Origin of the sequence: Pseudomonas sp. D1-1 (genome assembly GCF_051132225.1) — a bacterium.
Classification (GTDB): Bacteria; Pseudomonadota; Gammaproteobacteria; order Pseudomonadales; family Pseudomonadaceae; genus Aquipseudomonas.
On sequence record NZ_CP071676.1, the window covers coordinates 48,178 to 69,365 of the forward strand.

At 60.0% G+C, this 21,188-nt stretch carries 15 protein-coding genes; 4 read left to right on the top strand and 11 right to left on the bottom strand.

The genetic code is table 11. The features are described from left to right. Positions 1-11 precede the first annotated feature (11 nt). Positions 12-1,820: a sodium-extruding oxaloacetate decarboxylase subunit alpha gene (gene oadA, locus J3P86_RS00215; RefSeq protein WP_434570619.1), complete on the top strand. Its 1,809-nt coding sequence runs from the start codon at positions 12-14 to the stop codon at positions 1,818-1,820. 62 nt (positions 1,821-1,882) lie between these two features. On the opposite strand, the gene J3P86_RS00220 is transcribed toward oadA, so the two are convergent. Next, positions 1,883-4,084 (bottom strand): autotransporter domain-containing protein, encoded by a 2,202-nt coding sequence (locus J3P86_RS00220; RefSeq protein ID WP_434699196.1) that lies wholly within the window; start codon positions 4,082-4,084, stop codon positions 1,883-1,885. Positions 4,085-4,734: 650 nt separating this feature from the next. Here J3P86_RS00220 and J3P86_RS00225 point away from each other — a divergent pair. Next, entirely contained in the window at positions 4,735-5,055 is a 321-nt protein-coding gene (locus J3P86_RS00225) for a hypothetical protein (RefSeq protein WP_434699197.1), read from the top strand. A 544-nt stretch (positions 5,056-5,599) separates the two neighbouring features. Here the strand turns inward: J3P86_RS00225 and J3P86_RS00230 are convergent. Further along, positions 5,600-6,436, bottom strand: coding sequence for an amino acid ABC transporter permease (locus J3P86_RS00230; RefSeq protein ID WP_434699198.1), 837 nt, complete (start codon positions 6,434-6,436; stop codon positions 5,600-5,602). Then, positions 6,433-7,254 carry an ABC transporter substrate-binding protein gene (locus J3P86_RS00235; protein WP_434699199.1) on the bottom strand — a complete coding sequence of 274 codons (822 nt, stop codon included), beginning with the start codon at positions 7,252-7,254 and terminating at the stop codon, positions 6,433-6,435. Before J3P86_RS00235 ends, J3P86_RS00230 begins: the two co-directional genes overlap by 4 nt. A gap of 113 nt (positions 7,255-7,367) precedes the next feature. Between J3P86_RS00235 and J3P86_RS00240 the strand changes: the two genes are divergently transcribed. After that, positions 7,368-8,267, top strand: coding sequence for a homocysteine S-methyltransferase family protein (locus J3P86_RS00240; RefSeq protein ID WP_434654417.1), 900 nt, complete (start codon positions 7,368-7,370; stop codon positions 8,265-8,267). A 72-nt stretch (positions 8,268-8,339) separates the two neighbouring features. On the opposite strand, the gene J3P86_RS00245 is transcribed toward J3P86_RS00240, so the two are convergent. The 3 genes from J3P86_RS00245 to J3P86_RS00255 are packed head-to-tail and all read right to left on the bottom strand — an operon-like array spanning position 8,340 to position 10,112. Continuing rightward, positions 8,340-9,011 carry a GNAT family N-acetyltransferase gene (locus J3P86_RS00245; protein WP_434699200.1) on the bottom strand — a complete coding sequence of 224 codons (672 nt, stop codon included), beginning with the start codon at positions 9,009-9,011 and terminating at the stop codon, positions 8,340-8,342. Positions 9,012-9,021: 10 nt separating this feature from the next. Further along, positions 9,022-9,468, bottom strand: a complete 447-nt coding sequence (locus J3P86_RS00250) for a GNAT family N-acetyltransferase (protein WP_434699201.1) — start codon at positions 9,466-9,468, stop codon at positions 9,022-9,024. A gap of 2 nt (positions 9,469-9,470) precedes the next feature. Further along, entirely contained in the window at positions 9,471-10,112 is a 642-nt protein-coding gene (locus tag J3P86_RS00255; protein WP_434699202.1) for an FMN-binding negative transcriptional regulator, read from the bottom strand. A 101-nt stretch (positions 10,113-10,213) separates the two neighbouring features. Between J3P86_RS00255 and J3P86_RS00260 the strand changes: the two genes are divergently transcribed. Next, positions 10,214-11,764, top strand: a complete 1,551-nt coding sequence (locus tag J3P86_RS00260; protein ID WP_434699203.1) for a PLP-dependent aminotransferase family protein — start codon at positions 10,214-10,216, stop codon at positions 11,762-11,764. Positions 11,765-11,801: 37 nt separating this feature from the next. Here the strand turns inward: J3P86_RS00260 and J3P86_RS00265 are convergent, their stop codons facing one another. From J3P86_RS00265 to J3P86_RS00285, 5 genes are all read right to left on the bottom strand, one after another. Next, on the bottom strand, positions 11,802-16,409 hold the full coding sequence (locus J3P86_RS00265) for a dermonecrotic toxin domain-containing protein (RefSeq protein ID WP_434699204.1): 4,608 nt from the start codon (positions 16,407-16,409) through the stop codon (positions 11,802-11,804). A gap of 149 nt (positions 16,410-16,558) precedes the next feature. Beyond that, positions 16,559-17,659 carry a polyamine ABC transporter substrate-binding protein gene (locus J3P86_RS00270; RefSeq protein WP_434626795.1) on the bottom strand — a complete coding sequence of 367 codons (1,101 nt, stop codon included), beginning with the start codon at positions 17,657-17,659 and terminating at the stop codon, positions 16,559-16,561. An 11-nt stretch (positions 17,660-17,670) separates the two neighbouring features. Then, entirely contained in the window at positions 17,671-18,702 is a 1,032-nt protein-coding gene (locus J3P86_RS00275) for a histone deacetylase family protein (RefSeq protein ID WP_434699205.1), read from the bottom strand. 320 nt (positions 18,703-19,022) lie between these two features. After that, entirely contained in the window at positions 19,023-20,015 is a 993-nt protein-coding gene (locus J3P86_RS00280) for an AraC family transcriptional regulator (RefSeq protein ID WP_434626791.1), read from the bottom strand. 115 nt (positions 20,016-20,130) lie between these two features. Then, positions 20,131-21,135 (bottom strand): asparaginase, encoded by a 1,005-nt coding sequence (locus tag J3P86_RS00285; RefSeq protein WP_434626789.1) that lies wholly within the window; start codon positions 21,133-21,135, stop codon positions 20,131-20,133. Positions 21,136-21,188: the final 53 nt, after the last annotated feature.

Below are 21,188 nucleotides of genomic sequence, written 5' to 3' on the forward strand. Positions count from 1 at the left end.
GAATCATGACAATGTCCAAGAAGATCCACGTTACCGACACAATCCTGCGCGACGCCCACCAATCGCTGCTCGCCACCCGCATGCGTACCGAAGACATGCTGCCGATCTGCGACAAGCTCGACAAAGTCGGCTACTGGTCGCTGGAAGTCTGGGGCGGCGCCACCTTCGACGCCTGCGTGCGCTTCCTGAAAGAAGATCCGTGGGAGCGTCTGCGCCAACTGCGCGCAGCGCTGCCCAACACGCGCTTGCAGATGCTGCTGCGCGGCCAGAACCTGCTCGGCTATCGCCATTACAGCGATGATGTGGTCAAGGCGTTTGTCGCCAAGGCCGCGGTCAACGGTATTGATGTGTTCCGTATTTTCGATGCGATGAACGACGTGCGTAACCTGCGCGTCGCCATCGAAGCAGTGAAGGCTGCCGGCAAGCATGCCCAAGGCACTATCGCCTACACCACCAGCCCAGTGCACACCATCGAAGCCTTCGTGGCGCAGGCCAAGCAGATGGAGGCCATGGGGTGCGACTCGGTGGCGATCAAGGACATGGCCGGCCTGCTGACTCCTTATGCCACTGGCGAACTGGTCAAGGCGCTGAAGGCCGAGCAATCCTTGCCGGTATTCATCCACTCCCATGACACCGCCGGCCTCGCCGCGATGTGCCAGCTCAAGGCTGTCGAGAACGGCGCCGACCATATCGACACGGCGATCTCCAGCTTCGCCTGGGGTACCAGCCATCCGGGTACCGAATCGATGGTAGCCGCCCTCAAGGGCAGCGAGTTCGACACCGGCCTGGACCTGGAACTGCTGCAGGAAATCGGTCTGTATTTCTACGCCGTGCGCAAGAAGTACCACCAGTTCGAAAGCGAATTCACCGCGGTGGATACCCGCGTCCAGGTCAACCAGGTACCAGGCGGAATGATTTCCAACCTGGCCAACCAGTTGAAAGAGCAGGGCGCACTGAACCGCATGAACGAAGTACTGGCGGAAATCCCGCGGGTGCGCGAAGACCTCGGCTTCCCGCCGCTGGTAACCCCGACCTCGCAGATCGTCGGCACCCAGGCATTCTTCAACGTGTTGGCCGGTGAGCGCTACAAGACCATCACCAACGAGGTGAAGCTCTATCTGCAGGGCGGCTACGGCAAGGCGCCAGGTGCGGTGAACGAGAAGCTGCGCCGCCAGGCCATCGGCAGTGAAGACGTGATTGACGTCCGTCCCGCCGACCTGCTCAAGCCGGAGATGACCCGGCTGCGTGGCGAAATCGGCGCCTTGGCCAAATCCGAGGAAGACGTGCTGACCTATGCGATGTTCCCGGACATCGGTCGCAAGTTTCTCGAGGAGCGCGAAGCCGGCACCTTGACCCCGGAAGTGCTGTTGCCTATCCCCGAAGCGGGCAGTGTGAGCTCTGCAGGCGGCGAGGGTGTGCCGACCGAGTTCGTCATTGATGTCCACGGCGAAACCTACCGCGTCGACATTACCGGCGTGGGCGTCAAGGCCGAGGGCAAGCGTCATTTCTATCTGTCCATCGACGGCATGCCGGAAGAGGTCGTGTTCGAACCGCTCAACGAATTTGTCGGCGGCGGCAGCAGCAAGCGCAAGCAAGCCACTGCGCCAGGCCACGTCAGCACCACCATGCCGGGCAACATCGTCGATGTGCTGGTCAAGGAGGGCGATGTGGTGAAAGCCGGCCAAGCCGTGTTGATTACCGAAGCCATGAAAATGGAGACCGAAGTCCAGGCGGCCATCCCGGGCAAGGTCACGGCCATTCATGTCGCCAAGGGCGACCGGGTCAATCCGGGCGAGATCCTGGTCGAAATCGAAGGCTGATCCAAACAGCCTCGATGCAACGTTTTACCTCGGGGGAGCAGGTGCTCCCCTTTTTTTGCCCGTCAGAACGTCATCCGCCACTGTCCCGCCAGCGCACCGTTGCGGTTGTCCTGCCCTGTTTCGCCGCTGTAGCTCAACCCCAGCGTATGACGTGGCGAAATCGCCAGGTCCAGCCCTGCCTGCAGAAGCAGGCTGTCGCGGTCCAGTTCGCCACCTTTGATGTGATAAGTGCTGCTTCCCCTGACCAGGCGCTGATGGGAGCTACCCTGGACGTCCCCATACAAGTGCTTCCAGCCGATGTCCAGACGCGGCGTCACGCGCATGCCGCGATCAAGCAGGAGGGGACGGGCGAGGCGCAGGCCCAGGTCGCTGCTGAAGTGTTCCTGGGCCTGGCCGTTGTACTGCAATGCCGCATCGCCGCCTTTCTCCGTGAAGGCGTCACGTTGATAACGTTGGTAACCCAGTTGGGCATAGGGCTCGAGTTCGAAACGACCGATATCCAGCTGGTAGCCAAGTTGCCCGAAGACCTGCTGTGTCGTCGCATCGTAGCGACCTTTCAGACGATCCCTGAACCCATTGAAGGCAACGTGGCGCTTGGTACTGCCGTCATGATTGCCATGGACAACGCCCAGGCGCAGCGCCAGCGGCCCGTCCTGGCGCAAGGCATACGCGCCCACTAGCCAACTGTCGAGAGCTCCGTCGAACTGACCGCCGTCGAGCCGCGTCCGGGTTGTGCTGCCGATAAGGCCCAGCCGCCAATCGGAGCTGACAGCCCAGTCGGTTCCCAGCATCAAACCTTGTGTCGAATGCTTCATGGCAACGCCGCCCGCTTGCTTGGCGAGGCTGCCACTGTTGCCGATGGCCTGGACCCAGACCTGGCCGTTGCCGTGCCCACTCGCCGGGTTTCGCCGGCCCATGGCCCAGAGCATGCCGCTGCTGACTGGCGCGACGCTGCTAAGGGTGGCGTTGCCAAGGTTTGCCGTGTCATGACCGCTCAGTTGGTCGATGGCGTCGGCGGCCGTGGCCATGTTGGTGCCAAGCAGGGCGTTGATGGCAGTGTTGGGTTTGGGGGCAGGTTTGACCAGTTCTGGCTTGGCTGCGGGCTTGGCCTCGGCGCTTACAACCGCGGGTGGTGCGGCGGGCTCTGACGTTGGATGACTGGGTTGCGGCTCGACGGCAGGCGAGTGCGCAACCGGTGCCGCGATGCCGGGTTCGGGCTGCGCAGGGCTGACCGGCTGCTGTTGAATGGCGTCCACGAATTCGAGCGCGTTGGCGGAGGAAGCTGCCTCTCCCAGTGGGACACCGTTGCGCTTGAAGGTAAGCCCTACCTGGTTTTCCAGCGTGTAGTCAGGTGTAGCCGTCAAAAAGGCGAGTTCATCGACGACCTTGCCGAATGTCCCTTCAATCTTCTCCGCCTCGATCACGATGCGTCTGTTTGTGTCGATAAACTCTCCCGGTACGGAAGCGATTTTCAGAGTCGCATTGCCCAACGTAGCGGTGCCGCCAACCTTGATTGTGCTGCTGCCTTTCTCGGCGTCGATTGCGTAAACCAGCGTCGCGCTCTTGGAAAACTTCAGATCATTGGTCACCGAAGGGGCGCCCATTGCGGGGCCGACTTCCAGGGTGCCCGCCACGTCCAGCGCATCGACCGTCCCGCTGCCGCTGAAGCGGGCCTTTTTTCCTACGAAGACAGGCCCGGTGACAGTGCCTTGGTTGGTGAGTTCGCCAAGAACGTGCACCGCGCCGTTGATGTGGCCGCTGTTCAGCAATTTGGCCTTCGAGTCGACCAGGCTGTTTGCGTCGATACGACCGCCGTTCGACCACTCGCCTTGCTTCAAATACAGATCCTGGAAATTGCGTATCTCGCCTAATTCGCTTCCCTGGGTATCCAGCTGCAAGACGTTGGCTCCGCCGCCGCCGTCGGTGAGCCCGAAGAGTCTGCCTTGCTTGCTGACCATCACCAGATCGTTGCTGTCGTCCTTCAATAAGGCGTCTTCGCGAACGGTCGTCACGTTGTCGCGTTTCGTATCCGCTGTTGGTGCCATGAACGCCTTGAGACGAGCCTGCATCTCGGTTGTTGTTTCCAAGGGGCGGGTTTCCCCGGCAACTGACTGAGCTATCGAAGACTCGACACAACCCAGTGCCAAGGCGATCGCCAGTGCGAGATGTTGGGGCAGGAATAGATGTTTGGTAGGCATCGAATGCGATCTCTCATGAATGAGGTCGCACTTTAGAAATTCCCCCCGGATGGCGATGCCAGCCATGTTCTCGCCGAAGACAGGATTTGGCGGATGGAATCTGTAGGCTGTTCGTGCTGCGATCAGCGCGTCGTCCGGTTGGATTTCAGGGTTCGCAGCTTTGCCCTACAGCGCTTATGGGCCTTTCTGTTTGATCGACATCGGAAGTTTTTCATCGGGCCGCACCCAGTGCTTTCGGCCCCTGAGGAATGGCGGCTTCTCGCGGGAAATCGTCGTGTTCGGAAGGCTTGTTTATGTCCTTGGGATGAGAAGAGACGCGCTCCCTGAAAGCGCAATTGATCAAGTGCTCGATACAGATTGAGCACGCGATGGTAGGCTTGCGGCCGACCAAAGTTGGCTTTGTAAACCCATTCTGCGTTTCGCGTAGGATAGTTCCGGGATACAGAAATCCAGCGTTGTATCGTTGGGACCTCGTCTATAGTCCTCTCGTCATCGACAAAATCGGTGATCGATCTTAGCCGGTCGAACAAGAGTGCACGAGCGCCCCCAATGGCGGCGCTTTTTGCTGCCCGTGTTTTTACATTTATGGCGGCTGTGCGGGGGACATCTTCGGGTGTGCCGGGTTCTCTTGTCCGGTCGGCTAACCCGCGTACAGCTGCCACCAATATTCGTTTAGCCGCGAACGGTGGTAGCTCTTGACTCAAGAGAGCAAACCGATGACCAAGTATCACCCCCTTCAAGCCAATACCAGCGGCGGCCCCACACTGTTTATCGACACAGAAGCTGGGGCCTCCGATCTTCTGGAAACCGCTGCGCACCGCATCAAAGCCGCTCGCGACTTACTTAACAGTGTTTCCTGTCTCTGCATGAAAAACGCCGAGGGTTATGACCTGGAGCATTTCGCCAACGCCGCACATCTGTTGTTACAGGACGGATGTGATGCATTGGAAGTGTTGGGGTGGAGTATCGGTGGAAGTGATATCCAATCCTCACCTGCTAGCGATTCTGCTGTACATCAGGCAGATCTTCCCGTCTAACCACTAAGCTGCAGAGTTGGAGGGACCTTAGGATTGGGACTGAAGACTTTGAATGATCCGGCCTCTTCGCGAGCAGGCTCGCTCCCACAGGGATCCCTGTATGCCGTGAGGTCTGGGTCTGTCGAAGGTTCAGTGTGGGAGCGAGCCTGCTCGCGAAGGCGGTGGGTCAGTTGCGTAAGTACCAGCATGTGCCCCGCCCTTGCTCTTGCTCTTGCTCTTGCTCTTGCTCTTGCTCTGCTTTTGATTTTGATCTCAGCGCCCCATTAACCACGCTGGCCGAACGCAGGCATTGCGCAGTGGGCAACCCGGCATGGATGCCGGGTTAGCCGCGCTGGGCCATGGATGGCCCTTCGCGGCGGCCCACGGAGCAATGCCGGAGTGAGGGCACACCGAGCCTAGGCGAGGTGCCAAGTGGTGGGGCAGAAGCGCTTTGCTTACTTTCGCGCTCTTCGAAAGTGAGCCGCTGTAAAAGCGGAACCATAAGCCGCCGTTACCGCAGCAACGGATATGTACACGACCCTAAGAACATCCCCCCAGCAACACCTCAGCGATTATGCAGATAAGCCTTCCCATAATGCCGCTCCATCCGCGCCTGAATCAGCTCCAACGCAATGGACATCAGCCAGTAAATAACCGCCGCCGTAGTCAGCATCTCCATATACCGATAGCTGGAACGACCATAGGACTGCGCCAGAAACATCACCTCCCAGACCCCCATCACCGAGATCAGCGAAGAATCCTTGAGCATCGAGATGAACTGGTTGGTGGTCGGCGGGATGATGGTACGCATGGCCTGGGGCAGGGTAACGCGCCAGAAGATTACGGTTTCGCCCATGCCCAGGGCGAGGGAGGCTTCCCGTTGGCCGTGAGGCACGCCGAGAATCCCGGCACGGAAGATTTCGCTCAAGTAGGCGCCGTAGTTGAGTGACAGGGCGATGATTCCCGCAGCGATGGCGCCCGGGACCACGCCCAGTTGCGGCAGGCCCAGGTAGATCAGCAGGATCTGGATCAACAGCGGCGTGCCACGAAAGAACGACGCATAGAAGCTGGCGATGCCGAACGCCACCGCGCTGCTGGACAGGCGTGCCAGCGCGGCGATGAAACCCAGCAGTGACGAGGCGACGATGGAGCACAGGCACAGGAACAGTGTCAGCACCGCGCCCTGCAAAAAGCCGTTGGGCGCCAGGTGCACGCCCAGCAGGTTCGGCAGTTTGTCGAGGATGATCGAGAACTTCAGGTCGAAACTCAGGAAAAAACTGGCGAACAGCACCAGCATCGCGGCCCAGGTCAGATACAGCCGTGTGCGAAAACCGAAGATTTTGTGCAGGCGCGACTCAGCCACCGGTGGAGGCGGCTGGATAGGGGGCGGAAAAGAACTCATTGGCTGATGTCGGCACCGATCCATTTTTGCGAGAGCTTGCTCAGGGTGCCGTCCTGCTTCAGTTGGGCAAAGACTTCACGCACCTTGCTGTTCCACTCGGCGTCGCCTTTCTCGATGGCAACCGAATTAGGCTCTGAATACAGTGGCTCGCCCGCCAGTTTGAAGCGCTTGTCTTCGGTCAGGCGTGGCTGCGCGGTCACCAGGTTGGTCAGCACCGCATCCAGCCGAACCCCGGCGCCGAGGCCCAGGTCCTGGAACGCCACGTTGTCGGTATCGTATGGCGCGATTTGCACGTCCTCGAACGGGTAGCTCAGCTGGGTATCCTCGGCGCCTTCGATCACCAGGTTCTTGTTCAGGTAGCTTTCGTAGCTGGAGGCGCTGGTGAGGCCGACTTTCTTGCCGCTCAGGTCCTTGGCGCCATGGATGCTGTCGTCCTTGGCGTTGACCACGATCACCGCTGGCGAGGCGTAGTACCGCACCGGAAAATCGAACACTTCGGCGCGGGCCTTGCTCGGTGTCATCGAGCAAATGCAGATGTCGTAGCGGCCACTCCAGTGGCCGGCCGCGATCACATCCCACGAGGGCGTTTCCAAGCGCAGCTTGACCCCAAGCTTTTGCGCGACGGCCTTGGCGACGTCCACGTCGAAACCGTCGAGCTGGTTCTGGTCATTGAGAAAAGAGAAGGGCGGGTAGCTTTCCATCAACACGCCGACCAGTTCTTTTTTCTCCTCGATACGATCCAGCGTGGTGCCGGCAAGGATCGATGAGGAAGCGGCCAGCAGCGTCAAGCCCAGGGCAAGCGGTAAAGGTAATTTCACGATAGATCCCAGGCTGAAAAATAGGTTGTGATTGGCGGAGGAGTGCGCATTAAATAGTTATAAGAACGACTCCGATAGTGAGTATTATTCATAAGCTTATGAGTGAATCGCATATGGCCGCAGCAAGGACAACTATTCTCGACGGCGGCATGGGCCGTGAGCTACAACGCCGTGGTGCGCCGTTTCGACAGCCCGAGTGGTCGGCCCTGGCCCTGAGCGAAGCGCCCCAGGCTGTGGAGGCGGTGCATGCGGCTTATATCGCCAGCGGCGCCGATGTGATTACCAGCAACAGCTACGCCGTGGTGCCCTTTCATATCGGCGAAGCGCGCTTTGCCGAGGAAGGCCAGGCGTTGGCGGCATTGGCGGGGGAATTGGCCAGGCGGGCGGTGCAGGCTTCAGGCAAAGCGGTGCGGGTGGCCGGATCGCTCCCTCCGCTGTTCGGTTCCTACCGTCCCGATCTGTTCGACGCCTCCCGCGCCAGCGAGCTGCTGGCGCCATTGGTTGCGGGCCTGACACCCCATGTCGACCTGTGGCTGGCCGAGACCCAGAGTTCGATCGTCGAGGCGCGAGCCATTCACGCCGGACTGCCGAAGGACGGCAAGCCGTTCTGGCTGTCGTTTACCTTGAAAGACGAAGACACCGATGAAGTGCCGCGCCTGCGCTCCGGCGAGCCGGTGGCGGACGCCGCGGCAGTGGCGGCGGAGCTGGGGGTCGAGACGCTGCTGTTCAATTGCAGCCAGCCCGAGGTGATCGGCGCTGCGATCGACGCGGCGCGCGAAACCTTCGAGCGCCTGGGCGTGAAAATCCACATCGGTGCCTACGCCAACGCCTTCCCACCGCAGCCCAAGGAAGCGACAGCCAATGACGGGTTGGACCCGCTGCGCGAAGACCTCGATCCGCCGGGCTATCTGCGGTGGGCGGCGGACTGGCGCAAGCGGGGGGCCAGTCACTTGGGCGGCTGTTGCGGCATCGGGCCGGAGCACATTGCGGTGTTGGCACAGCAACTGCGCTGACCTGGTTGCAAGCCCCGTGGCGAGGAAGCAAGCGCCCTCGCCACGCAGACGCCGGGCGGTTCGCCCTGAGGGTCAGGCTCGGCACTGTGCGAGACTGCGCACCTGGCCATCCGCGCTCTGGTTTTCCTCACTCAACCAGCGCTCGAAGGCTGCGCCGATCACCGGCCATTCCGAGTCCAGCATCGAATACCATGCGGTGTCGCGGTTCTGCCCCTTGACCACCATATGTTGGCGGAATACGCCTTCAAACGTGAACCCCAGCCGCTCGGCGGCATACCGGGAACGGGCGTTGGCGTTGTTGCATTTCCATTCCAGGCGTCGATAGCCCAGGGCGAAACACTCTTTCGCCAGCAGGTACACCGCCTCGGTGCTTTTCGGCGAGCGCTGCATCGGCGCGCCGAAGGTGACGTGGCCAATCTCGATACGGCCTTGGGCCGGCACGATGGACATCAGGCTGAGGATGCCTTGCACTTCGCCACTGGCGCGGTCGATCACGCTGAAAAAATATGGATCGACGTTGACCGCATGGTTGTTCAGCCAGGCATCGAACCCGCTGCGCTCCTTGAACGGGCCGTAGGGCAGGTAGTCCCAGAGCTTCGGGTCGGCGCCGGGACCTTCGAGGGCTTGCCACAATCCGTCGGCGTGACGCGCCGGGTCGAGTTTTTCCAGGCGGATGAAGCGTCCTTCGAGCAAGCGCGTAAACGGCGCCGGGATACCTTTCCAATCAGCGAGCGAAGTCGACATGCTGCGTTCCTTAGAGGGCTTTGCGAAATTGAATGTAGCCAGGGCGTTCGGCGATGCGCTCGTAGAGCTGGATCGCGGTCGCGTTGGTCTCGTGGGTCAGCCAGTGCACTTTGCAACATCCGTCGGCCTTGGCGGTGGCGTAGACAAATTCGATGAGTTGGCGACCTGCGCCCTTGCCTCGGCAGTGTTCTGCCACCAGCAGATCCTGAAGATAGCAGGAGTTCTCGATGCTCCAGTTGGAACGGTGATAGATGAAATGCACCAGGCCCACCGCCGTGTCGCCATCCCAGGCGAGCGCGCCATGGGTGGGCTCACGGTCGTCGAGCAAGCGTTGCCAGGTGCTCTGGCTCACCGCGTCTGGCAGTTCGGTGTTGTAGAACCGCAGGTAGGCCTGCCATAGCGGTAGCCAGGCAGCGTGGTCGGCGGCGGTGACAAGGCGGATTTCGAGCTGGCTCATGTTCACTCCTGAGGCGATTGTTCAGGCATCAGGCGTGCGAGTGCCTGGCCCTGCGGGTCGGGGCTCATGGCGAGCCCGTTGCGAACCCCGGCGGCATCCGCGGGGCTGCGGTTCTGGCTGAGCTTGCGCTTGCCTTCCAGACGCTGGATGGGCAGCGCGAAGCCGACGATGGCCTTGAGCATGCTGTCGATATATTCCGCCGGGGCGTCGTCGATTTTCCATGGCTGGGCCCGACCGCTTTCATGGCGGTGGGTGAGCTCGCCGACCAGGTTGCGCAGCCGTTGAGGATCGCCGAACACCTCGGCGTTGCCATAGGCGTGGACGGCGAGGTAATTCCAGGTGGGCACGACCTTGCCGTGCTCGGCCTTGCCCGGATAGAAACCCGGGCTGACGTAAGCGTCGACGCCTGCAAATACCACCAGCGCTTCGGCACCGGCTTCCAGGTCACGCCACTGCGGATTGGCGCGAGCCATGTGCCCATGGAGGGTTCCGTTCGGTCCCTGTCGTGTGTCCAGCAACAGCGGCAGGTGGCTGGCCTGCAAGCCGTGTTCGCCGTGGGTAACCAATACGGCGAGGCGACAGTCATCCATCATGCGATGCAAGTGAGGCACGTCTTCCACAGCAAAGGCTTTTGGGTTGTACATGGAAATTTTTCCTTGGCGATTGGCTTCATCGTAGGCAGGCTATTGGTCTGTTGTAAGAGCCACTTTCGGCCAATTCGACAGGTCCATTTACAGGTGCAGTCATGCCCGATGCCGTACCGCCATTGTCTTTCAACCCCGCCGGCATCGAGCTGGACCGCCGCCATGGGCTCAGTCGCCAGCTCTATCAGGCCTTGCGTGGGCGAGTACTGGACGGACGCCTGGCCAGCGGCACACGATTGCCGGCCAGCCGCGACCTGGCGGCGGCGTTGTCGATTTCCCGCAACAGCGTGGTACGCGCCTACGACCAGCTGTATGCCGAAGGCTTCATAGAAGGGCGAGTGGGTGACGGCACCTACGTGGCGAAACTTTCACCGCTGGCAATGCCGTCGGGAAAATTATCCACAAAACCATCCACAGGGTTTTCAACAGGCTTACCCACAGCCTTATCCACAGTTCAGCTTGATTCCCCTGTGTTTTCATCCAGCAAAGTTATCCACAGCAACGCGCTCGAACGGGTCGAAAAGCACCATTTGGCCCAGCCCCCGAGCGGACCGCCAAGAGCATTTCGGGTCGGCGTTCCGGCGTTCGATCTGTTTCCTTTCGACGTGTGGGCCAAGCTGAACGCGGCGTTCTGGCGAAAACCGGACCTGCAGCAGTTGTGCTACGGCGATGCCCAAGGCGATGCGCGCCTGCGCGGCCTGGTCGCGGCCTACCTGCGTAGTTCACGGGGTTTGCACTGCTCGGCTGAGCAAATTGTGATCACCAGTGGCGCGCAACAGGCGATCAGCCTTTGTGCACAGTTGCTGGTGGACCCTGGCGACATCGTCGCGGTGGAAAATCCCGGCTATCGCGCCGCGGGGCATGCGTTTGCCGTGGCCGGTGGCGATGTGCGGGGCGTGCCGGTGGACAGCGACGGGCTCGATTGTGCAGCGCTGGCTGCACTGGACCACTGTCGGCTGGCTTACGTGACGCCATCCCATCAATATCCGACCGGAGTAGTCATGAGCCTGGCGCGGCGGCTGGAACTGCTGGCCTGGGCCGGGCGCAACGATGGCTGGATCGTCGAAGACGACTATGACGGCGAGTACCGCTACAGCGGCGCGCCGCTGGCGCCCTTGGCTGCGCTGGATCGTGGAGGCCGTGTCTTGTATGTCGGGACGTTCGGCAAGGTTGCGTTCCCGGCGTTGCGCCTGGGTTACCTGGTGCTGCCGCCCGGCCTGGTCGATGCCTTCGCCCGCCGTCGGGCGGTGGATGTGCGCCATTCTGAAGTCAGCACTCAAGCGGTGATGGCCGAGTTCATGGCCGCTGGACATTTCCAACGGCACATCAGGCGCATGCGTCGGGCCGCTCTGGCCCGCCGCGATGCGCTTCTGGCGGGCTGGCCGGAGGCTGTCGCAGGCGTTGGCGCGATGCCCACCGTGGTCGCCGGGCTGCATGTCACGGTTCCAGTGCAGAGCATCGAGCGCGAGCGTGAACTGATTGCCCAGGCCACTTGCGTCGGCGTCGAAATCAACGGATTGAGCAGTTATTGGTTGCCCGCCACGGCGCCGTCCCAAATCCGGGCAGGCATGGTGCTGGGGTTCGCCGCCGTGCCGTCTGCAGCGATAGACACTGCTCTGGCAAGCTTGGCAAAAGCCTGGGGAATCCGCTGATACGGAGCCGGAATGGAGGGCTTCCCGGTTCTGGCTTTTAAGACCGTACCGCTGGAAAGAACACCGCCTTGGCCTGTTCCACGTCGATCTCACTGCGGTAAAGATCGATCAATTGGCTTTGGCTAAGCCGTTGAGGAGGGACGACGGGTTTTCCCGACGCAACTTGTTCAGGGGTCTTCAAATGGCCGCTGAGAAACGCATGTTCAGGTGTCCAGTTTCTGGAGTAATGGAAATCTGCGAACCATAGGGTTTTCCTGTCGGTTCGGTCCCTGATTTCGTACCTGTCCAGATAGCGGGCACTCTTGATTCTCTGACGTTTCTTCTTTCCTGTAATGACAATCTGGTTTCGCTCTTTGAGCCAGAGGACATTACTCATGGTCGGTGGGCTTTGCTTGATGGCTTGCTGCTCGGTATCAAATCCCAGCGCATAAAGGGCCAGGGTTTCTTTTTCAAGTTCTACCCGCAGGGACTCAGCTGTTCGCCGTTGGGTTTTTTCCGCTGGAGAAATTTCAGTCGTTTCGTTTGTACCGGCGCTTTGCACTTGGTCGAGCACCGTTTTGATTGCGACGCTGATTGTATCCATCCTGCGAGCGTGTGCATTGATCACCATCCCGACACCCGCCGGAGTACGATCTGACTGTTTTTTGCTTTCTTCCACTTGCGCCTTGAACGCAGGCAATCCATCAATAAGGGCTTGGCCCTTGGTAATGCAGCTGGTCAGCGTTGGGGTGGGTTGTGGCGGCGCGTCGGGATTGATGTGTTGTACCCATTCTCCGGTTTTTTTATGGTGGAACGTGACAATGATTTCATCCGAGAACGGTTTTTTCACGTCGGCCCAATCGGTTTCTTCATACAGCTCCGATAGGCGGGGTTCGACGCTCACAAGACCCCAGAAGCGTGCCCTGATGAACTTCCTCCTGGGCCGCGGACGTTCCTGGTAGGGAGCAGGTGTACTGCGCCGGGTGCTTCTTTCGTCGAGGGCAAGCGCCAAATGGCGCAAGGCCCTTTTCTTCATGGCGCTGACCTGGTTTTTGAGTCGGTTGAGTTGGGCCAACCGGGCATGTTCCCGGTATTCATCAGCCACATACTTGACGTGGTCTTCAATGGCCGTGAATTGTTCGGTCAGGCTGCCGAGTGCATTGATTTGCTCATCCAGGCGGATCACGCTGCGCTCGTCAATTGCGTCGCGCAGGCTTTGGAACGCAACCGTGGAGTTATCAACCATCTGGTTAATATCCGCCCAGGCTTCAGGTACGGTGTTAACACTGTCGAGCGACAGGCAGAGGTGGCGATACATGTCCAACTGGTACAGCCGAAGATCGTCGCTTTTATAAACAGGCATCATTTTTCGGTGTTGTCGGACAAACTCGAATCCCTCTCTGCCCAGCTCCTTGAGCCTGGAAAAGCGAGTTTCCATGTAGTCCAAGCGTTCGATCATCTCGTTGCCGAGCTGGAGCAAGCTATAGGCTGTATTCGCATGTTGTTGCTCCAGGATCTTGACCCCGGAGGTAATCATTTCCGTGGCGGCTTGCATCACTGGGGTAAATCGTTCTCCCAGCGTGTCTATCTCTGCGAACGTGAAATTGATTTGCGCGTTGAGGTAACCGAGCCTGGTTCGGGTAGAGTCCGGCCTGGACTGAGAAATGGGCCAGTCAAGCAGCAACTGCAACGCTTCGTCATAACTCTCACGCTGCGTCTTCAATGCGCTCAAATACACCTCGCGGCTGGCATCCCTGGACGGGCCCGAGGCTTCCTTCAACCGCTTCGAATGCATTGCCAGCAATTTCTGGTTTTCCAGCCTGCGGACTTCGAGCCGGTTCAGCTCTTCGTACGCTTTAACGTTGCGACGGCTCGCCTCGGCGTTTATCTTTCGTACGATGCTTGCCGATCCTGCTCCGCGTAGACGCAAGCGGGTATCAACGTTCCACTGGCCTTGCGTGTCACTCATCAGGAGAGGTCCCGCTCGGGTGTGGTCATTCCCATCGACGATGGCGACTTGTTCTTCATCCGCGAGTACCTGGAACCATTTACCTGCCAATTCCACATAAAGCTTCCCGCCTTGCTCGTAAAGCCCTTTGAGCGGGCCCCCGCTCTTGGGTTGCCCTGGGTTTTGCGGTTTTCCGACACTCAGGGGTTCCAGAAGCCTGGCGCTTTCTCGCGATTGGCTGATCAGGGCGCCGCTGGTTCGCAAAGTGTCATAGTGCTCGATGGCCGCGAGTTTTTGCTTCACCGGTGCGAGCTTTTCAATAATGAGTTCGGGTTTTGGTTTGGCCAGGCTCTCGAGTTCACGAACCAGTTCAGAAGCTTCTGTCGGATGTTCGCGCCCGGCTGTCCTGGCGCGGTCGAGGCTGAAAGTAGTAGTCGCCAGTGCGATATTGCACAGCAAGTCGGTAATGACTTGCCATCTGGCTTGGGCGCCAACCGTTTCGTCGCTCTGCGACAATGTCTCCAGATCATCAAGGATTTGCCACAGCCAGAACGCATTGCCTACGGTAGTGCCCAAGTAGGGCAGTGCCAAGTTGAAAATCACCCAGCCTGCCTGCCTGAAGCTTTCCCAGCGGCTTTCGCTGTTGGAGACCGATTGGCGATCGGCAAGCTCCACCAGGGCCGTGGCGTTGGCTTTGTATAACAAGGGCAGGAAATCCGACCCCAAGGTCTCGTTGCTCAAGCTGATGGGGCCGCTGTTGGAGATCGCCGCCAAAGGGTTCGTCACGAACTCCACGATGCTCCAGGGTGAAGGCAGCGGCCCTGGGAAAATGTACCGGCTGTAGCTGTTATGCACTTCCTTGGGCAGCCAGGCGAGTACGGATTGACGCAGGGAGGCGGTTTGCCTGATGTCATATAGCAAGTTGCTGAATGACGGGTACTGGCACAGCTGTGGCTCAAGCAGGGGACGGTAGAGCAGGCAAGGCCCGGCATTTGAATCTTGCGGACCGATTACAAACATGTTGGCCACGATGTCCTGGGTATTGCCCAGTTGCAGCTCGGGTACGAAAGCCAGTTGTCGCAGGACGATGGGCTGTCCGTCCACTTTGCGATCGGCCTCGTCGGGGTTCATCAGTGCCGCGACATAACTATAACCGCGTTCATCAATGCCGCCTTGTCCACGGAGTTGGCTTTCCAATGCAAGCATGGGGAGCTGTACCCGGAGTTGGGAAGTGTACAAATGTTCGCGGCGTTTGGATTCTAGCGGATCGTCAAGTAACTTGCTTTTGACCCACTGGGGGTAAGTGCGACCGATGTCGATTGTGGTGATCACATTCTCGATGAAAGCAACCGTCATCCAGTCAGGCAATTCTTTGCCATCGAGCGACCGGACGATTTTATCGCCCAAGGGAACGGCGATCAGATTTTGCAGTGCCAATTCGACGAGGCTGAATCGAGTGGTTTCGATCTTTCCGGGGACGACAAAACTACCCCAGACGACAACGTTGCTTATCTGGATTTCAATGGTTTCCAGATCCAGTGTCGAGGCGTCGGCGTGTTGTGATTGCATCCGTGTTTTCAGAGCACTCAATACGAAGCTCTTGATGGGGGGGATATCATCCAGGTAGGTCTTGCCAGCCTGCGAGCCATTCAGTTCCGAGAGTTTTTTCAGGTGTTCGGCAAACATATTCTGGTCGGATGCGGAAGCGGTCGTCAGCCAGTCGGGTAACTTGTTTTTGAACCACTCCAGATCAACGGAACGACTCCCGTCCGGCGATTCAGTTTCGTCAGGGGGCGACATTTTCGCTATACCCGGGTCGCCGATAATTTCGATCTGCGACGAAATTATTGCGCAGGCTGCATAAGCAAAAATGTTCTCGGAGGGCTCAAAGAAGCGCCACTGCATCTTATAGTCGGGCCTGGGGTAGGCATGGTCCGCAAGCGATTGTTCGAGTGCGGAGCGGGAGTCAAACTTTTCATAACCATTGAGCATTGAATGCGCAAGAATGACTTCTGCGCCGTCAATCGTGCCGGTCAGTACCACCAGTGCGTTTGCCCTGTGGCGTCCGGTTCCATAATCGGTAATCGCGTTGATATCGATCAGGTATGCCTGGGCCCCATAACGGCTGTTATTTTCGCGATCCTGCGAGGTGGGGTGAAGGAACAGTTCTCTGGCCATGTCGCATTCAGTCTCAGTCCAGCCGTTGACTTCTGTGACGTTCCAGATGTTTTGCAGGGTTTCGGACAAATAGTGCCAGCGCGGGCCGGAACTGTCGGATAACGCGTTCCAGAATTTCAACTGCTGTTCCTGGCCCGCCGCAAAGATGGCCGGTGTCAATTCATTGATAAGACACCCGATCTGCTCGATGCGGACCGGTAAATGCACATCGGGCCTGCTCAGCGGTAGTCGACTGAGGAAATGCAAGCCATCGATCAGCAACACCGGATCGCTATTGATGACCTGCTCCGCCAACCTATCGCTGAGTGTTTCATAGCGTGTGGGAAGCTCCACGATTTCGCCATCAATGATGTCCCACGCCGGTTCGCCGATTACCGTTGTGTTCGGATCAAGGTCCAGCGTCGGATATTGCTTTTTTAGAGCATCGCGTAGAAGGACGGCGGCTACCTCTATATAGGAGGGGCCCATGAGTAGTTGACTGAATACGGCTCTTTGGAGATCGATCTCAGAAGCGGGATTGCTGGATGGAGGTTGTGTCATCTGAATATTCCTGTCTTGTGCCCGATAAAGCCCCCGAAGCCGGATGCTTCGGGATTTTCATCCTAGGAGGGCGCAAGGCAGGAAAGGTGGTAACTATGTATAGGTCTTTCAACAGATCCGAGACGACGTCTCGAGTTTTTGCAGCCGCGTTACTGGCCTGACTTTATCCTCGTCCAGGCCCTCGTCCGCGCCCGCTCGGCATCCCTCGGCAAGGGTTGCAACGTGTACAGCGTTGCCATTGCCGCCTCGGTCGGATACAGGTTGGGATTGTTGCGGATTGCCGGATCGACCATGTCGGTGGCGTCCTTGTTCGGGTTCGGGTAGCCGACAAAGTCACTGACGGGCGCGATCACCTTCGGCTGCAACAGATAGTCGATGAAGGCGTAGGCGTCGTCCGGGTTCTTCGCGCCCTTGGGAATGGCCAGCATGTCGAACCAGATCGGCGCGCCTTCCTTGGGCAGGCGCATGTCCACGGTCACGCCGTTCTTGGCCTCCTTGGCGCGGTTGGCGGCCTGGGAGAAGCTGCCGGAGTAGCCGACCGCTACGCAGATGTCGCCGTTGGCGATGTCGGCCATGTATTTGGATGAGTGAAAATACGTGATATGCGGGCGGATCTTCATCAGCAGCGCTTCGGCCTTGGCATAGTCCGCCGGTTTCTTGCTGTTGGGATCCAGGCCCAGGTGCTGCAGGGCCAAGGGCAGGATTTCCGAAGGCGAATCGAGCAGGGCCACGCCGCACTGCTTGAGCTTGCTGATGTTTTCTTCCTTGAAGATCAGGTCCCAACTGTCCACCGGCGCATTGTCGCCCAGCGCGGCCTTGATCTTGGCCGGGTTGAAACCGATCAGGATGGTGCCGTACATATAGGGCACCGCAAATTTGTTGCCCGGATCGTTGGCTTCGATCAGCTTCATCAGTTTGGGATCGAGGTGGTTCCAGTTCGGCAATTTGCTGCGGTCCAGAGGCTGAAATACGCCGGCCTCGATCTGCTTGGCCAGGAACACATTGGACGGCACCACCACGTCGTAGCCGGCGTTACCGGTGAGCAGCTTGGCCTCCAGGGCTTCGTTGGTGTCGAAGATGTCGTAGACCAGTTTGACCTGGCTGTGCTGCGCCTTGAAGTCTTCCAGGGCCTTGGGCGTGATGTAGTCGAACCAGTTGTAGACACGCAGGGTGCGCTCCTCGGCCTGGACCGCGCCGCACAGCAGCGTGGCGCAGAGGGCTGGAGCCATCAGACGCTTGAGTCTTTTCATGCTGATATTCCTCATTGGGCGCTTTGAAAACCTTCGAGAACGTTCACCGCGTTGATGCCGATTTCGGTCACCGCATAACCACCCTCCATCACGAACAGCGTCGGTTTGCCGAGCGCCGCGATGCGTTTGCCCATCGCCAGGTAATCCGGGCTGTCGAGCTTGAACTGAGAGATCGGGTCGTCCTTGAAGGTGTCCACGCCCAGGGAGACGACGATGACATCGGCGTCATAGTCCAGGACCTCGCCGCAGGCCTGTTCGAGGGCGGCGCTCCAGCTGTCCCAACCGGAACCGGCGGGCAGCGGGTAGTTGAAATTGAATCCCGTGCCGGCACCTTCGCCGCGCTCGTCGGCGTAGCCCAGGAAGAACGGAAATTCGGCTTCAGGATGGCCATGAATCGAGGCGAACAGGACATCGCTGCGTTGGTAGAAAATCGATTGGGTGCCGTTGCCATGGTGGTAGTCGACATCGAGGATCGCGACCTTCCGGTGGCCCTGGTCAAGGAAAGCCTGGGCGGCGATCGCCGCGTTGTTGAGGTAGCAATAACCGCCCATCAAGTCGCTGGCGGCGTGGTGCCCCGGTGGCCGACACAACGCGAAGGCACTGCGGGCACCGCGCTGGATTTCGGCCTGGGCGGTGAGGGCGACCTGGGCTGCGCTGTAGGCGGCCTGCCAGGTGCCGGCGGTAATCGGGGCGCCGCCGTCGAAACTGTAATAGCCGAGTTGACCGTGCAGGCTCGTCGGGATAACGGTACGCAGGGTGCGCGCCGGCCAGGTATAGGGCAGCAGGTCGCCGTCGCGGTTGAATTCGCTCCAGCGGTCCCAGGCACTCTCGAAGAATTCAAGGTATTGCGGACTGTGGATGCGCTGGATCGGCCCCAGGCCGAAATCCCGTGGCGCCTCCACCGGCCCCAACGCCCTAGCCTTGACCCGCTCCAGCACATGATCGGCGCGGGAGGGCATTTCGAAGCAGGGCATCAGCTGCCCGTCCATCAACTCGCAACGTCCATGGTGCAGGTGGTGATCGTCGGAATAAATCGTCAGCATTGTTGTTCTCCGCAGGGGCTGATCCGGTATCCACAGTCTTGCGGCGCGCCGCGTTTGGGAGAACGGCAGGAGAGGCCAAAAGGGGATCGAAATGGCCAAAATAGTTGACCGTAAATCGCCCCTTGTTGGCGCGGGCATGCGCCGGTTCGGGGCAACACCAATATCCAGGCCTCCCCTTATGTCCCGTGGCGAGGGAGCTTGCTCCCGCTGGGTGGCGAAGCCGGCCCAAAACGCTTGACGCATCTTCTACAGATAAACCGCGTTATCCGATTTACGACGGCTGCGCCGCCGAGCGGAGCTCCCTCGCCACAGGGCAGCGTTCATGGCCTGAACTGACTCGGCGCCACGCCGCTCCAGCGTACGAATGCGTGGCGGAAGCTGGCTGTTTCGCTGAAGCCGAGCATTTCGGCGATCCGGTAGATCGGCAATTGATCTTCACCGAGCATCTGCTTGGCCCGTTCGAAGCGCAGTTCATCGAGCAATTCCTGGTAGCTGCAGCCCAGGTCCTTGAGATGCCGGCGCAGGGTGCGCGCCGAGCAGTTCATCTGTTCGGCCAAGCCTTCCAGGCCTGGCGGGGCATCCAGTTGTGCGGCGAGCGAGTGGCGGATGCGTCCCAGCCAGGCCTGCCTGCCAGTGAACTCGGTGTTCTGGCGGCGGCAGCGTTCGGCCATGGCGTGATGAGTGATGGGGTCAGCCAGTGGCAAGGGCTGCGCGAGCCAGTGACGATCGAAGGCGAACGCGTTGTCGATACTGTCAAAACGCACAGGGCACTCGAACAGGGCCTCATAACGTGCCTGATAATCCGGTGCCGAGTGTTCGAAACGCGTCGCGCGCAAGGGGAGCGCATGACCGAGCAGGTCGTTGCAGATGACCCTCAGCGAGACCATGCAGAACTCGGCATTGAACACCGCCAGGGCCGGGTTTTCCCGATAGTCGCTGGCGCTGAGCCAGATGTGCTCGCCGTCGTCTTCCAGTGTCAGCTCAAAGAGTGTTCCCAATAGCGCCGGGTAACGCAGCGCCAGGCGTAAAGCGTCACCTAAGGTGGCGCTGGTGAGCAGGGCATAGCCGAGCATGCCGTAGGACGAAACGTGCATGTTGCGGCCCAATTCCAGGCCTATGTCACGTTTGAGCGCCACGGCGTTGGCGCAGACCTGCATCTCCTGGTTGGTGGTGATGCGTGTGTCGGCCCGGCTCAGGTGCGCCATGCTGATGCCGCTGCCGGCCAATAGCGCTTCACTGGGCAAGCCTTCGTTCCTGAACGCGTTGAGCACCAGGGAGACCGCGTTGAGCGTGGTGAGGTGGGAATGCAGCATGGTCCGTTTCCAGCCGAGGGAGGCTGGAAGGGGAGCAAGTTATATGCCGGTTGAAATCGGGAGTTCGACGCGAACCTGTGGGAGCGAGCTCGCTCCCAAAGGGTTTTTCAGGGTGTCAGATCAGCTCGCCACATAGATCCAGCTCAACCAGCCGCCGAACCTCATCCACCGGCAAGCCCGCACCGATCAACGCCTGCAACTTGCCGAACGCGGCCTCGCGGGTCATGCCGCCGCCGGACAGCACGCCGACGCCGCGCAAGCGACTGCCCGCTTCGTAGATGTCCAGCTCGACGCCGCCTTCATGGCATTGTGTGACCGCCACGACCACCACGCCGTTGTCCCGCGCCCGTTCCAGGCTGGCGAGGAAGGCCGGGTTGTCGCTCGGACCGGTGCCGCTGCCGTAGCACTCCAGCACCAGGCCCTGGATGCCGCTGCCCAGCAAGCCATCGATAACCTCGGCGCCAATGCCAGGGAACAATGGCAGCACCACGACATTTGCCAACTGTTTCGGCTGGTTGTAATTCAACTGCGCCGGCAGCGAAGTGGCCTTGATGCCGCCGCCCTGGCGCTCCAGGCGCTTGAACGGATGGCGACCAAAGCTGCGCACCTTGGCGCAGCGGGTCGGCGCCAGCAGTTCACCGTGGAAATACAGGTGGACGCCCGGCGCCAGGCCCTGGCCGAGGGCGACCAGGGCGCCGCTGAGGTTTTCCCAGGCGTCGCTGTCGGTCACGCCGGCCGGCAGCATCGAACCGGTGAAGCAAACCCGCGCGTGCAAGCCGAGCAACTGGAAACTCATGGCGGCGGCGCTGTAGGCCAGTGTGTCGGTACCGTGCAGGATCAGCACACTGTCACAGCCCTGTACGTCGACGGCGTCGACCACCGCTTCGCGCAGTTGCTGCCAGTAGGCCGGGGTCATGTTGGCGCTGTCGATCAGCGGCGACATCTCCCGGAAACGCCATTGCGGGATAACCAGTTCGGGCTGGCTGTGCAGGTAGTCGCGCATCCGCGCTTCGAAACCGGATGCCGGCGCCAGGCCGTTGGCGCTGGCCTGCATACCGATGGTGCCGCCGGTGTAGAGCACCATGACGTGCTGGGCGGCGGGATAGGTCGAGGCATTCATGGGGTGTTCTCCGAGGACGAAAACAGCAGCTTCACTCGCTGCTGCAACATAAG

Bases quoted from the DNA above. Each gene is read 5' to 3' on its own strand.
- J3P86_RS00230 (WP_434699198.1), bottom strand. From the start codon at position 6,436: ATGAGTTCTTTTCCGCCCCCTATCCAGCCGCCTCCACCGGTGGCTGAG.
- J3P86_RS00245 (WP_434699200.1), bottom strand. From the start codon at position 9,011: ATGTCGACTTCGCTCGCTGATTGGAAAGGTATCCCGGCGCCGTTTACG.
- J3P86_RS00250 (WP_434699201.1), bottom strand. From the start codon at position 9,468: ATGAGCCAGCTCGAAATCCGCCTTGTCACCGCCGCCGACCACGCTGCC.
- J3P86_RS00240 (WP_434654417.1), top strand. From the start codon at position 7,368: ATGGCCGCAGCAAGGACAACTATTCTCGACGGCGGCATGGGCCGTGAG.
- J3P86_RS00285 (WP_434626789.1), bottom strand. From the start codon at position 21,135: ATGAATGCCTCGACCTATCCCGCCGCCCAGCACGTCATGGTGCTCTAC.
- J3P86_RS00220 (WP_434699196.1), bottom strand. From the start codon at position 4,084: ATGGCTGGCATCGCCATCCGGGGGGAATTTCTAAAGTGCGACCTCATT.
- oadA (WP_434570619.1), top strand. From the start codon at position 12: ATGTCCAAGAAGATCCACGTTACCGACACAATCCTGCGCGACGCCCAC.
- J3P86_RS00265 (WP_434699204.1), bottom strand. From the start codon at position 16,409: ATGACACAACCTCCATCCAGCAATCCCGCTTCTGAGATCGATCTCCAA.
- J3P86_RS00280 (WP_434626791.1), bottom strand. From the start codon at position 20,015: ATGCTGCATTCCCACCTCACCACGCTCAACGCGGTCTCCCTGGTGCTC.
- J3P86_RS00270 (WP_434626795.1), bottom strand. From the start codon at position 17,659: ATGAAAAGACTCAAGCGTCTGATGGCTCCAGCCCTCTGCGCCACGCTG.
- J3P86_RS00260 (WP_434699203.1), top strand. From the start codon at position 10,214: ATGCCCGATGCCGTACCGCCATTGTCTTTCAACCCCGCCGGCATCGAG.
- J3P86_RS00255 (WP_434699202.1), bottom strand. From the start codon at position 10,112: ATGTACAACCCAAAAGCCTTTGCTGTGGAAGACGTGCCTCACTTGCAT.
- J3P86_RS00275 (WP_434699205.1), bottom strand. From the start codon at position 18,702: ATGCTGACGATTTATTCCGACGATCACCACCTGCACCATGGACGTTGC.
- J3P86_RS00225 (WP_434699197.1), top strand. From the start codon at position 4,735: ATGACCAAGTATCACCCCCTTCAAGCCAATACCAGCGGCGGCCCCACA.